Raw genomic sequence first — 14,899 nt, forward strand, 5'->3', positions numbered from 1 at the left:
GGTCATTGCAGTATTGATACAAACCGTCTGGCTTGTTCCCGCTGCAATGGTATTTTGTGGGTTTACCGTGATGGTGCCTGTAGCCGTTGCCGGTGGACATCCGCCCGTAGTAGTTACCGTATAGTTGAACGTACCTGATGCCGTTGGCGTTCCGCTTATCGTAGCGACATTAGCTGCCCATGAACCCGTTACCCCTGCAGGAAGTCCTGCAAATGTAGCACCCGTTGCACCTGTGGTAGCTAACGTTATATTGGTCATTGCAGTGTTAATACAAAGTGTTCTGTTAACACCTGCAGCAATGGTATTTAAAGGATTAACATTAACGGTAACTGTCGCTGTTGCCGTACAAGTCGCTGTTGTCCCGGTTACAGTATAGGTCGTGGTTACAGCCGGATTGGCGGTCACACTTGCCCCCGTCGTTCCGGACAATCCTGTTGCAGGTGACCAAGTATAAGTAATACCCGCACAACTTCCAGCACAACTTGCCGTTAATGTGGTCGAGCCACTTGGACAGATTGGATCTACCGAAGTGGTAGCAGTTACTGTTGGCGGCGTTACACAAGTACTTGCCGAAGCAGAAACCTGAATGCTATACGTACAGGCTGTTCCTGCAAATCCATCCAAAACAATTAAATAACATTGATTCGGGTTGGCCGTAAACGTATAATTATAATTGGTTGTAGCACCTGGATTCTGACAAACTAAAGAAGTTGCGGTTCCGGCAGTGATATCGGCACAATTCGTGGTATCGTCATAAATAGACAACTGCAACCCTTGCGTACTGTTACAAATCTGATTATTAACATTCAAAAATGCCGTTTGACCGGGTGTCCAGGTTGAAGGAGCGCACCATTGGTACCAAACATTATTTTCAACACTTCCCGATGGCGGATCCTGACAAACAGAAGGTCCATCCGCTGTTCCGTCTGCATTAGTGGAAGTGTAAGTAACGTTATTGGCTAAAACAAAAGCGCCAGCACAATTATTGTTACTTGCCGAGTGTGCTACTGTACTGGTAATACATGTGGCTACTCCATTAGCTGAAGGATATCCTGTGTATGCAGCCGCGGATTGCGACACCATAATAAAATAATTTTGACCCGCAGTCAAACCCGTAACATTGACCGTTCCGTTTATGGGAATATTGGCACTACAGGCTATCTGTGTCAAACTGCTGCAGGTTCCGGAATAAATCGCATAATCACGGGTTTCGGCTGTAGCTGCTCCCGGGCCTATATAATCGGTTAAATTGGTAATGGTGAAAGAAGTCGTAGTTGCCGTAACCATCAACCATTCTACCGGTTGAGAAGTTTCGTTGTCCGTAGTACAGGCCGGGTTTAAAGTAGAGGTTCCCGATAAGGTAACCATTGTACCGTCTCCCGTTTCCATTTGGTAATGACCTGCATACTGCATGCCGCTGGTATTGGCACAAGTAGTATAAGGGTACAACTGGATGGCATTGCAAGGCGTAGTTCCTTGCGCCATGCCCAGCTGAAAACACACAACATTTATAAATACTAATAGTAGTTTTTTTATCATGATCAACCTTTAATTAATTGGTAAATTTTTCCACCACAACATATTCAGGTTGTCGTGTTTTATCAATGGTTTGTAAAGCTTTTCGCGACCAGACCTTAATTCTGACTTTATCATTAACCATAAAGTAAGTGGTTTGCTCCTCTTTGCGAATCGCTTCAATTTTTTCAAGAATTTCAGTAGTAACCGCAATAGGTTGTGTAGCGGTACTTAAAAATTCGATTTGGAAGGTTCCCTCCAGTTTGTCAGGAAATTTTGCCTTTTCCTGAGCCAACAGGAAAGTTGGAAAAAGCATCAGTAGAAGAAAAAGGTGTTTCATTTTACAGGTTTTTGTTATTTTTTTACACTTAATCGACATTTTTATGTATTTTATCGATTGAAGCGTTACTAATTTACACTTTTTTAACAATTGTTCTGTTTATTTGATTGTTTTTTTAGTTAAAAATAGACGAATCAGAAATCCTTTAGCATATTTTATTACAGCAATTGAAAACAAATCCTACAAAAAAATTATCGTTTTAACATTTAACTCCAAAACGTTCCCTAAAGAAAAAAACCTTTTCTATCTTTGACTTATTTTTCTCATGAAACTACAAAACATAAAAAAAGCCTATTTTGCTTCAGACCAACACTTTGGAGCGCCAGATGCCGAAAGCAGCTTCCCGAGGGAACAAAAATTCGTGGCCTGGCTGGACGAGATTAAAAAGGATGCTGATGTGCTTTTCCTGTTGGGTGACTTATTCGATTTTTGGTTCGAATACAAAACTGTTGTTCCAAAAGGCTTTGTGAGGGTTTTGGGAAAATTGGCGGAATTAAGAGACAGTGGCATTCCGATATACTTCTTTGTAGGGAATCATGACTTGTGGATGTACGATTACTTCGAGAAAGAATTAAACATTCCCGTGTACCACAAACCTAAACACTTCGTCATAAACAATAAAGAATTCCTGATTGGACACGGAGATGGCTTAGGACCCGGAGACAAAGGCTATAAGAGAATGAAAGCCGTTTTCACCAATCCGTTTTCGAAATGGCTGTTTCGCTGGCTGCATCCGGATGTGGGTGTAAAATTGGCACAATACCTGTCTGTGAAAAACAAACTGATTTCCGGCAAGGAAGATGTTAAATACTTAGGAGAAGAAAACGAATGGCTGGTGCAATACGCCAAAAGAAAACTGGAAACCAAACATTACGATTTCTTCATTTTTGGGCACAGACATTTACCCCTTGAAATCATACTTCATGACAATTCAAGGTATTTCAATCTGGGTGATTGGATCGGTTATTTCACCTATGGCGAATTCGACGGTTCCGAGTTCAAACTGAAGCGGTACAATCACTCGTGAGTAAGGTGACCGTCACGAACGGTTTGCCCTTTCCAATACTGCATTAAGGCAAAAGCTGCGATGGCTGAAGAAGCCAATCCTTCAAACAACAAACCTACACAGTACTGATAAATCGAAGGGCTGCCCCCGAAAAGGAACGCTTCCGAAAGGGTTTTGATGTACTCGGCCCCTCCACGCAAATGAATGTAAATATTCAGTGCAATCACACTCAGGATAACCCCGATAAATGCGGTTATTGCCCCGGAAGTCAGGTTAAAAAGATAATCCCTGTGGCCGGCATAAATATTCGATTTGATGGTACGGTTGATGCCGTAGCAGACAATGAAGATATTGACAAATCTCAAGTAAAAAATATTAGACCAACCCATCATTTCCATCAACAGGAAGTAAATCCCGATTCCGACAAAAACAATAATTCCGTTCTTAAATTCTTTTGAAGCGACCATAGCGTTATATTTTATAAGTTACTACATTATTTCAAGAGAAAACAATAAAACTGTTAATTAGTTTTTACTCTTTTACGTCTTTAACAAATTTATAAAATATTTATTAATACGTTTTATGCAAAACCCTAATTATTAGTTAAATAACTTATTTATCGGTCAGAACGCATTATTCGTATAAAAGAATCCAGTCATTGTGCCCAAAGTAATCCCATTTGGCAGCGGCGAGATCCACATAAGGATCGATTAGTTTGCGATAAGGCTTGCCGTTTACCGATACATTGCAGTCGGCATAAACCGCAACCGCTTTCCCTTTGGCACGGAATTCCGATTTTATCCGCTGGGCCATCTGCCAGATCATATCAGGTTTATCCGCCATGCCGTCCAGTTGTTTACGGGTAAGTTGTTCGCGAAACGGATAATACAATTCCTTCCCGGTGGCTTTGTCAAGTACCCGGAACAAAACAACGCCGTCCCTTTCCCTCAACATCATCCGCCAGCTTAACCGGTGCCCTTCTTCCGTCCAAAGCACATCGCCAGCAATGAGCCAATGACGCAAAGGTAAAACCAACTGCACCAGAAAATACAGCGAAAAGAAAAGGATAGTCAACCGCGTTCTTGCACTTACTTTTTCAACATGAACCTCAGTCACAATAGGTTTGTTTCTGAAGAAAATACGGCGGATGGTTTCCGGTTCATAGAAAAACAAAGCAAAACTCAAGGCAAAATATGGGAAGATCCCGATCTTTAAAGTAATCGAGTTAAAAAGATGAAAAATCAAAGAAGCCAACAAGGCAATCGTTCGGGTTTTTTTAAAAAAGAGTGCCGGGATGATCAGTCCGTCAAAAAGAATTCCGGCATAAGCAATGAAAAGGTAAAACCATCGCTGTTGAAAAATGGCTTCCAAAGCCGGAGCATTATCCATAGACGCAAAAAGGTTTTTGGTAAACGTCCCGTCCAGCCAGTCCGGGTAAAATTTGGCTGCTGTGGCGTAAAAATAAACGATTGCTATCTGAAGCATCATCACCCAGGAACACCATATAGGCATGGTCAATCGTTTCAGACTAGGGTTTCTTTTAGCATCTAAAGAAGCATAGGTATTGGCCGGCAGGAAGATCATGATAAAAGCTACCAGCATCAACAAATAGTAATGATTGTTGTAAGAGGTTTTCTGCATGAAATAAACGCCCGCCCAAAGCACCGTCAGCAAAGACAGGCTAATCCTGTAGCGGTACCCGAGCATCACCAACAAAGACAAAAAGCCCATTGCCATGAAATAGAAATACATGCCATAACCCGGCAACGGTTGCAGCCATTCCATACCGATATGTGAAAACGTAAAATTGGGCAACATAAAATTACCCTTAACCCAACCCGTGATTATAGCCCCAAAAGTTTCGCAGGCAAAGAGAAAGCCGAAAAAGATCCTGAAAAGAACCAGAGGCGCATTGTCTATCTGCCTAAAAAGCCTTGATTCCATTTAAATCATTTTTGAAATAATCTGCATAGCAGTTTGCTTGTCGCTGGCTAGTTTAAGTCGTAAGGCATCTAAAGAATCGAATTTCATTTCGCTTCTTATCCGGTGATGAACGGCAATACGAAGTTCCTGATCGTACAAATCCGAATGGAACTCAAAAAAATGCACTTCAATGGATCGTTCCATACCGTTTACCGTGGGCCTGAACCCAATATTCATCATCCCAAAAACGGTTTTGCCCTCAATTTGTGAGGAAACCACATAGACGCCGTCATGAGGTATGAGTTTGTAGTCTTTGCTGATTTGAAGATTTGCCGTTGGATAACTGATGGTGCGTCCGAGTTGTTTTCCTTTGACCACTTTCCCTTCAAAAAAATAATCGTATCCCAAATAACGGTTGGCCAAAGCCACATCACCACTTTGCAGCGCATTTCTGATTTTGGTCGAACTGATGGACACCTCGTTGATTTCTTCAGCAGAAATCTGTTCCACTTCAAAACCGTATTTTTCCCCAAACAGGATCAGATCGTCGATAGTTGCCGAACGGTTCTTGCCGAAACGGTGATCGTAACCGATGATGATCTTGGCAATATTAAACTGCTTGACCAGGATCTCCTCCACAAAATCTTCCGCGGAAAGCTGTGAAAACTTTGCATCAAAAGGATGGATGACCAGATTATCGACCGCTGCCTTATCCAGCAAAAAGGCTTTTTCTTCAATCGTATTTAAAAGTTTGATCTCCGAATCCTGTTGCAGCACCATTCTGGGATGCGGGAAAAAAGTCAATACCACCGTTTCACAACCCAGTTCCAAAGCGGAATTTCGCAGCTTTTTCAAAATAGCCTGATGCCCTAAATGGACACCGTCAAAGGTTCCCAGGGTCAAGATCGTTTTTTGGGCTGAATGAAATTCCTGTATGGATTGAAAAATTTTCAAAAGTGTGAATTTTTGGCAAAGATACTTATTGTTGCCTTATTTCAAACTTTCAAACCATGGTTGGTTATAATTAATTTTAATAAAATACGCATTTTTTTGTTAATTTTATATTAATTTCAAAAAAGAAATCTATTTTTGTACTTATCAACACTAATTTTAATTAACTAAGAAATGAAAAAAACACTACTCAGCCTTTCGCTTTCATTAGCCTTTATCGGTGGAATGAATGCTCAAGCGAAAAAAGACTGGTCTGAAGTGAGGTCAAGCGATAATCTATCTATCGCAAGAACTGCACAAAGACAAAGTTTTCCAGAAACGTATTCGCTTTTCAGACTTGATTTCGAGAGCATCAAAAGAAAACTTTATGCCGCTCAGGACCGATCTGCTTCGAATGCTAATTATGTAATTGTGGAAATTCCAAACGCCAAAGGAGCAATGGAACGTTTCAAAATGTATGAAGCTTCAAACTTTGATGCACAATTACAGGCGCAATTCCCGGACATCCGAGCGTATGCCGGAGAAGGTTTAGATGACAAAACGGCTCAAATCCGTTTAAGCATCAGCCCGTCTGGAATCAACACCATGACATTCAGAGCTGACAAGCCAACGGAATACATGGAAGTTTACTCGGCAGACAAAACTACATATGCTTTATACACCAAAGACGCAAAAAGCAGCAGAGTTCCATTGACCTGTTCAACTGCGGATGATCATATGGTGGCTGATTTAACACAAAAAGCAAACCAGTTAAACACTACACAATCCAGTGACTTAGTTTTCAGAACATTCCGTTTGGCAATGTCCGTAACTGGTGAGTATGCTGCTTACTACGGTGGTACCCTACCTCAGGTTGTAGCGGCGGTTAACGCAACAATGACACGTGTTAACGGTGTATTCGAAAAAGATTTGGCAATCAGAATGACCCTTATTGCTAACTCCACCAACGTAATGTACCTAAATGCAGGTACAGACCCTTATGGTGCTACGGATGCAAATTACAACACGGAACTTCAGACTACTTTAACAGCGGTAATCGGTGAAGCGAATTACGATGTTGGACACTTAATGTCTGCTATCGGAAACAACGGTAATGCTGGTTGTATCGGATGTGTTTGTACAAACGGAAGCAAAGGAAGTGGTTTCACTACCAGTACAGCTCCTGTAGGGGATAATTTCGACATCGACTTCGTAGTACACGAATTAGGTCACCAGTTTGGTGCCAACCACTCGTTCACTTTCAGCAGTGAAAACAACTCGGTTAACTATGAGCCAGGATCTGGTGTTACTATCATGGGTTATGCCGGAATCACAAGTTACGACGTTGCACCGCACTCTATTGACACTTTCCACGCAGGTAACATTGCTCAGATCCAATCTAATATGGCATCTAAAACCTGTGAAACAGAAACAGCTATTACACACAGTGCTCCTGTAGTAAATGCAGGTGCAGATTACACCATTCCTTTAAGTACACCATTTACCTTAACAGGTACTGCTACTGATGCAGGAGGAGGTACTTTAAGTTACCAGTGGGAACAATATGACGAAGCAACTGCTGCTGCGCAATTGACAACAGGATCACCTGCTTCTCCTACTAAAACCGCAGGTCCTAACTTCAGATCGTATTTGCCTTCTGCTTCAGGCGCAAGAACATTCCCTAACTGGACGTCTGTTTTAGCATTAAGCCCTACCACAATGGGTGCTGACATCGTTGTGGAAGCGTTAAGCTCTGTAGCAAGAACTTTAAATTTCCGTTTAACGGTTAGAGACAATGTTCTTAACGGCGGACAAACTAATTTTGACAATGCTGTGGTTACGGTTGCCAACATCACTGCATTAACAGTACCAGTACCTAACGGCACTAGCTACGCTACAGGATCTACCCGAACAGTTACATGGACTGGAACTGGAGCTTCAGGACACAACACTATCGCAGGTGCCACAAACGTTGACATTTTATTATCAACTGACAACGGAGCAACTTGGGGTTATACTTTAGCAACTGGAACACCGAATGACGGTTCAGAAAACGTAACTTTACCAGCAGGAGTAAGTGCTCCTTACTGTAGATTCATGGTTAGAGCAAGTGCTAACATCTTCTTTAATGTTTCACAAACTTTCGCTATCGGATATACTATTACCAACACTTGTAACACCTATACAATCAACCCTAATGCGGCTATTCCGGATAACACTCCAACATTCTTAACGCACGGTCTGAATGTTCCTACTACTGCCAATATTTCTGATGTAAATTTGGCCGTGAATTTAACACACACTTGGATTTCAGATATCACTTTGGCTGTATTAAGTCCGGGAGCTACACAAGTAAACGTATTCAGTGGTGCTTGTACCAGCAACGACAACATCAATGCAACATTTGACGATCAAGGTAGTACTATCGTATGTGCGGCTACAATTACCGGAAATGTAATTCCATCTCAGCCGTTATCTGGCTTTAACGGTCAGAATCCAAACGGAACATGGACATTTGGAGTTCTGGACAATGCAGCTCAGGATACCGGAACGATCAACACTTACGCATTAACAATTTGTAGTCAAACAGTTACTTTATCAGCTAACAACTTTGGCTTAGAGAATTTCACAATCTATCCTAACCCGAACAATGGTAACTTCAATGTTCAGTTTGATACAAACTCTGGAAACGAGGTTTCAATCGAGGTTCACGATATGAGAGGAAGATTGGTATTCGAAAAAGCGTACCAAAACAACGGAACTTTCAACCAAAACATTCAGTTGAACAATGTTCAGTCAGGAATCTACCTGGTAACTGTACAGGATGGCGACAGAAAAGAGGTTAAGAAAATTTCGATCAAATAATTAATCGATTTCATACAGAGAAAGGAGGCATTTGCCTCCTTTTTTTTATTACATTTTTTACTACAATTTTCCGTTATTTAACTGAGAATCAAAACTTTTTTTATATTTGCTACACTAACTAAAATAACTAACAATGAAAAAAACGTTACTACTTGTCTTTGCATTGGCGGTATCCGGTGGATATGCGCAGTCTGACAGGTTTTGGAACGCTTCTACGAAAAGCAATGTAGAAGCCTCCAAGTCTGCAAAGAGGGACAACTTCCCTAAAGATTTTAAGCTTTACGACTTAAATCTTGAACAAATCAAACAAACTTTATTTTCTGTTAACGGCAGATCATCAGGAGTAATCATCACCCTTCCGAATGCGGACGGACAACTGGAACATTTCCAGATGTATGAAGCCTCGAATTTCGATCCGCAATTACAGGCACAATTCCCTGGAATCCGTGCGTATAAAGGATATGGTTTAGATGACAAATTAGCGCAGCTTCGTTTAAGTATCGCTCCGGACGGCATCCAGACCATGGTTTTCAGAACCGACAAAAAAAACGAATTCATTGAGCGCTATTCGGCTAACGGAAGCACTTATGCTGTTTTCACTTCTTCCAGAAACAAAGGAGAGATTCCTTTCACTTGTTCTACAGACGACAAAAAAATGTTCTCTGACATTTCCAAAACAGCGCAAACACTAAAATCATCCAGCGGAAAACTACTTACGTTCCGATTGGCGATGTCGTGTACCGGTGAATACGCGGCTTATCATGGGGGAACAGTACCAATGGTCATGACCGCTTTCAACAATACCATGACAAGAGTTAACGGTGTTTTCGAGAAAGATTTGGCTATCCATATGAACATGATTGCCAACACCTCAAGTGTAATCTATCTTAACGCCGGATCAGACCCTTACGGACCAAACGATGCCAATTACAACACCGAATTACAAAACACTTTAACTTCTGTTATCGGTAATGCGAATTACGATATCGGACACCTTGTTTCGGCTATTGGAAATAATGGTAATGCAGGTTGCATCGGATGTGTATGTGATTCCGGAAAAGGAAGTGGTTATACAACCAGTACCGCACCAATCGGGGACAATTTCGACATCGACTTCGTCGCACACGAAATGGGCCACCAATTTGGAGGAACCCACTCGTTCTCAAACAGCAATGAAGGATCAGGAACCAATGTTGAAGTTGGATCCGGAGTAACCGTTATGGGGTATGCAGGGATTACGCCGTATGACACTCATTTACACTCTATTGATGTTTTCCATGCTTCAAACATTTCTCAGATTCAAGCCAACATGGCATCCAAAACATGTCCTACGGTTACCAATTTGACGCACGGAGCTCCTGTGGTAAATGCAGGTGCCAACTATACAATTCCAAAAAGTACACCGTTTATCCTGACAGGATCCGCTACAGATCCTAACGGAGATACCTTAAACTATGTTTGGGAACAAAACGATGACGGTGTCGGACAAACCAATGCAAACAGTGCGGCCCGTGTCAACAAACCGACAGGTCCGAACTGGGTAAATTACATCCCTTCAGCAACTCCATCGAGATATTTTCCAAAATTAACTTCTGTAATTGCCAACCAGGCAACTACGGGCGGATTGGACATTGTCGCAGAAGCCCTTAGTACGGTGTCCCGTACGCTGAATTTCAGACTTACGGCACGCGACAACAACATACTTGGAGGTCAGACCGGATTTGACGATATGACTGTTACGGTTAACGGAGCAGTAGGAGTAGGACCTTTCCAGGTGACAGCACCAAACACAGCTGTTTCCTGGGGCGTGGGTACCAACCAGACAGTGACCTGGGATGTTGCCGGAACCACCACCAATAACATTAACGCTACGTATGTGGATATTTATCTTTCTACCGATGGCGGAAACACTTACCCAATTCTTTTGGCACACAGAGTTCCAAATGACGGAACAGAGACTGTTACCGTTCCGAACAACCCTGGAACGACAAACCGTGTAATGGTTAAAGGAAACGATCATATTTTCTTCGACATTTCAAACGCAAACTTTACTATTGCCGCTCCGACAAGTACTTTTGGCGTTGCTTTTAACGGACAGGTAGACGGACAGAACAAAACCGCTTGCCAGGGGTCCAATGCTGTATTTACCATTCCTTATACTACATATGGCGGCTTTAGCGGTACCACAACCTTTAGCGTTGCCGGTTTACCGGGAGGTGCAACTTCGGCTTTCGCTCCGACTTCAATTTCAAGTAATGGAAATGTTACCTTAACCATAAGCAACACTAATGCAGCAGCAGCGGCATTATACACAATGACTGTAACAGCTACTTCGGGAGCCACTTCTAAAACAGTTCCGCTTTATTTAAACCTGGTAAGTTCTAACTTTGGCACACAAAACTTAACCTCGCCTGCAAATGCGGCTACGGCTCAAAGTACCACAACCATTTTAACATGGCCGGTTAACGCCGCTGCCACACTATATGATGTACAGGTAGCTACTGATGCCGGTTTTACCAGCTTAATAGCTAACACAACAGTAGCTACAAATAGTTATGCTGCTTCAGGATTAACCGTAGCAACTACTTACTACTGGAGAGTAAGACCTAAAAACGCAGGATGTTCCGGAACTTTCAGTACTGCTTTCTCTTTTATGACAGGTCAGTCCAACTGTACTTACACTTATTCCAACAATACAACTTTGAATGTACCGGACGGAACAGGATCTAACACCCCTGGTGCCGAAGTAAACAAAACAATTGTTGTACCGGGAACGGTAACAGGAACTTTAAACGATGTGAATGTAACCTTATCGTTCAACCACGCTTATATTGATGACTTAGTAGTGTGGATGTCACATCCTGACGGAACCAATGTGTACTTATGGAACAGAAACTGTGAAAACGAATTCAGCGCTGTTAATGTAACGTTTGATGACGGTAACCCGTTCATTTCCGATACTTCATGTTCGGCTTCAACCGGAACATTTTCACCGAACACGCCATTAGCTGCTCTTAACGGAAAATTAGCTGCAGGTACCTGGACTTTACGTGCCCGTGATTACTGGAACGGAGACATCGGTACCGTAAACAACTGGAGCATTAATCTGTGTGTGGCAGAAAATTTAGGCACCAACAGTTTTGGCATCAGCGATTTGATGGTATACCCTAACCCTAACCAGGGAACTTTCAATGTACAGTTCGATTCTAAGTCCCAGGAGGATATCAAAATCGGTGTGTACGATATGAGAGGTCGCCTTGTTTTTGATAAAACTTATAAAAATTCAGGCATGTTCAACCAAACTATTCAGTTGAACAATGTACAATCCGGCATCTACATGGTAAACATTCAGGATGGGGAAAGAAAAGAAGTGAAAAAAATATCTATTAAATAGTTTTTAATTTTTCCTACAAAAAAGGCGTCAATATTGACGCCTTTTTTAGTTTAACTAATAATTATTTTGAATTTAATAAAAAAAATATAAATTTGACACAAACTTAACAATAACTAAAAATGAAAAGAAATTTACTATTAACTTTAGCTGCTTTCGCGTTATCCTCCGGATATGCCCAGAGTGACAAATTCTGGTCTGCATACAAGGGAGATGCTGGTAAAATAGCTACTGACAAGGGGGTTGCAAGGCTTACCTTCCCTAAAGATTTCGACCTGTACTCTTTGAATTTAGGCTCGCTTAGAGAAACCCTATTTTCGTTGCAAAACAAATCTACCAACCAAAAAGTTATCATTTCATTGCCAAATGCAGATGGTAAATTGGAACAATTTGAAATGTACGAAGCCTCTAACTTCGAAGCTGATTTACAGGCGCAATTTCCTGAAATCAGAGCTTATTCGGGAAAAGGAATCACTGACCCTTATGCAACGCTTAAATTAAGTATCTCTCCTCAAGGGATACAAACTATGGTTTTCAGAACAGATAAGGCAAACGAATTCATGGAGCCTTATTCTCAGAATCACGAAATTTATGCTGTTTACAAATCACAAAGAGACAAAGGACAGTTAAACTGGACTTGTTCAACTGACGACAAACAAGCCTTTACAGACATTTCAGGAAAAATTCAGAATGTTGCCAAGTCAAGTACCGGACAATTAAAAACCATGCGATTAGCGCAATCTTGTACTGCTGAATACTCCAACTATTTTGGAGCTACAAGTGCTGCACAAGTGAACTTAGTTCTAGCCGCTTTCAACAATACTTTAACCCGATGCAACGGCGTATATGAAAAAGATTTAGGGCTTCACTTAAATTTAGTTGCCGCTTCTACAAACGTAATCTATTACACGGCGGGTACTGATCCTTATTCTGATGCTGCAACAGGTTCCGGAGGTGCTTGGAATGCAGAGTTACAAAACACTTTAAGTTCAAGCTTAACAGGTCCTTCAACATCTTTGGCTGCCAACAATGCTGCCTATGACATTGGTCACTTGTTTGGAGCTTCCGGTGGTGGTGGTAACGCAGGTTGTATCGGATGTGTTTGTGATGACGACACAGCCAGTACTACGGACAAGAAAAAAGGAAGCGGATTCACTTCTCCTGGAGACGGAATCCCACAAGGAGATAACTTTGACATCGATTATGTAGTACATGAAGTAGGACATCAATTAGGTGGAAATCACACGTTCTCGCATGCAAGCGAAGGTTCGGGTGTAAATATGGAAGTGGGTTCAGGTGTGACCATTATGGGGTATGCCGGTATTACCAACTATGACTTTGTACCCCATTCAATCGATGCCTATCATGCTGCCTCAATTGCTCAAATCCAAGCCAATTTAGCAGGAAGATCTTGTCCTGTTACAACTGCAATATCTGCAAACAATGCAACTCCGGTTGCCCTTGCAGGTGCTGATTATACAATTCCAAAAAGCACACCTTTTATGTTAACGGGATCTGCTACAGATGCAAATGCAGGAGATGCCCTTACTTACAGCTGGGAACAATATGACGATGTTTCCGGACAAACAGCGGCTAACAGTGGTGCTTCGGCAGGAAAAACGGCAGGACCGAACTGGAGAACATTTGCTCCAACCGCTTCCCCAACCAGATACTTCCCGACTATGTCGACTGTTTTAGCCGGATTAACCGCTACTCCTGGAATTGAAGTTGCTTCGGAAGCGCTAAGTTCTGTTGCCAGAACGTTAAACTTCAGATTAACCGTGAGAGACAATGCTCCTTTCAGTTCTTCTGCTCCAATTAAAGTAGGTCAAACTAATTTTGACAATATGGTTGTGACTGTGGACGCAACAAGAGGTCCTCTGACTGTGACTTCTCAAAACACTGACGGCATCAGCTGGAATCCGGGTCAAACCCAAACGATCACTTGGGCGGTAAACAACACCAATACCAGCACAGGTGGTACTAACGTAGACATCTTATTGTCAACTGACAACGGAGCAACTTTCGGTACGGTTTTAGTTGCCAATACGCCAAATGACGGTTCAGAAACGATTACCGTTCCAAGTACTCTGGCACCTTACTGTAGAGTTATGGTAAAAGCATCCGGAAGCATTTTCTTCAATGTTAACGTTAAGAGTTTTGCCATTGGTTATATTGTAACTACTACAACAACATGTACCGATTACACGAGAACTTTTAGCCCTGCTCAAGCAATGGCTACAGGATGGACAGGATACACCATTCCTGCTATTACAGATAGTTACACCATCTCTGATGCTAACTTTAAAATAGTGTGTACTGCTGCAAGAACCAACCAGGTTTCTTTCGGATTGGTAAAACCAGGTTCTTCTGTAGTAGATTATGTGGCTTTCGACGGACCTACTTCAGGATGTGGAAACGCTGTAGCAAACATGAATGTAGTTTTCGATGATGAAGGTGCGGCTTTCAGTTGTGCTAACACTAACTCAGGAGCGGCTTACCGACCAGTATCTTCATTTGCTACATTAGACGGCATGAACTCTGCAGGCACATGGCGTTTAGCGGCAAAAAGTACCGTAACAACAAATACAATTACAAGTGCTACGTTAACACTATGCCACACGGACACTACTATTACCCTTGCTTCTGAAAGCTTTGGTCTAGAGAATTTCTCTATCTATCCAAACCCGAACAAAGGGAATTTCAACGTTCAGTTTACTTCTAACTCGTCTAACGAGATCAAAATCGGAGTACACGATATGAGAGGCCGTTTGGTTTTCGAAAACGACTTCCAGAACACAGGAACTTTCAACCAGAATATCGCTTTGAGCAATGTTCAAGCCGGAATCTACGTTGTAACAGTTCAGGACGGTGAAAGAAAAGAAGTGAAGAAAATTGTTATTGAGTAATCACTATAGATATTGTTAAA

General features: G+C 41.9%; 8 protein-coding genes and 1 pseudogene. 4 read left to right on the top strand and 5 right to left on the bottom strand.

The genetic code is table 11. The features are described 5' to 3' along the window. Nucleotides 1-1,539, bottom strand: a pseudogene (locus ACWPKD_RS14120) (hypothetical protein); the annotation flags it as partial. 13 nt (nt 1,540-1,552) lie between these two features. Then, nucleotides 1,553-1,855 (bottom strand): hypothetical protein, encoded by a 303-nt coding sequence (locus ACWPKD_RS14125; RefSeq protein ID WP_455413341.1) that lies wholly within the window; start codon nt 1,853-1,855, stop codon nt 1,553-1,555. 265 nt (nt 1,856-2,120) lie between these two features. Between ACWPKD_RS14125 and ACWPKD_RS14130 the strand changes: the two genes are divergently transcribed. Further along, a complete protein-coding gene (locus ACWPKD_RS14130) occupies nt 2,121-2,882 on the top strand; it encodes a UDP-2,3-diacylglucosamine diphosphatase (protein WP_455413342.1) in 762 nt (253 codons plus the stop codon). Here ACWPKD_RS14130 and ACWPKD_RS14135 read toward each other — a convergent pair. The 3 genes from ACWPKD_RS14135 to ACWPKD_RS14145 all read right to left on the bottom strand — a co-directional run bounded on the left by ACWPKD_RS14135 (nt 2,873) and on the right by ACWPKD_RS14145 (nt 5,738). Beyond that, nucleotides 2,873-3,328 carry a hypothetical protein gene (locus ACWPKD_RS14135; protein ID WP_455413343.1) on the bottom strand — a complete coding sequence of 152 codons (456 nt, stop codon included), beginning with the start codon at nt 3,326-3,328 and terminating at the stop codon, nt 2,873-2,875. The genes ACWPKD_RS14130 and ACWPKD_RS14135 overlap by 10 nt on opposite strands. A 166-nt stretch (nt 3,329-3,494) precedes the next feature. Next, nucleotides 3,495-4,805 (bottom strand): HTTM domain-containing protein, encoded by a 1,311-nt coding sequence (locus tag ACWPKD_RS14140; protein WP_455413344.1) that lies wholly within the window; start codon nt 4,803-4,805, stop codon nt 3,495-3,497. Continuing rightward, on the bottom strand, nt 4,806-5,738 hold the full coding sequence (locus ACWPKD_RS14145; protein WP_455413345.1) for a bifunctional riboflavin kinase/FAD synthetase: 933 nt from the start codon (nt 5,736-5,738) through the stop codon (nt 4,806-4,808). It lies immediately after the preceding gene. Nucleotides 5,739-5,909: 171 nt separating this feature from the next. On the opposite strand from ACWPKD_RS14145, the gene ACWPKD_RS14150 reads away from it, so the two are divergent. The 3 genes from ACWPKD_RS14150 (at nt 5,910) to ACWPKD_RS14160 (ending at nt 14,879) form a co-directional block, all read left to right on the top strand. Further along, a complete protein-coding gene (locus tag ACWPKD_RS14150) occupies nt 5,910-8,579 on the top strand; it encodes a zinc-dependent metalloprotease (RefSeq protein WP_455413346.1) in 2,670 nt (889 codons plus the stop codon). 133 nt (nt 8,580-8,712) lie between these two features. Beyond that, a complete protein-coding gene (locus tag ACWPKD_RS14155; RefSeq protein WP_455413347.1) occupies nt 8,713-11,973 on the top strand; it encodes a zinc-dependent metalloprotease in 3,261 nt (1,086 codons plus the stop codon). A gap of 119 nt (nt 11,974-12,092) precedes the next feature. Further along, a complete protein-coding gene (locus tag ACWPKD_RS14160) occupies nt 12,093-14,879 on the top strand; it encodes a reprolysin-like metallopeptidase (protein ID WP_455413348.1) in 2,787 nt (928 codons plus the stop codon). Nucleotides 14,880-14,899 lie beyond the last annotated feature (20 nt).

Source organism: Flavobacterium pedocola, assembly GCF_053764385.1.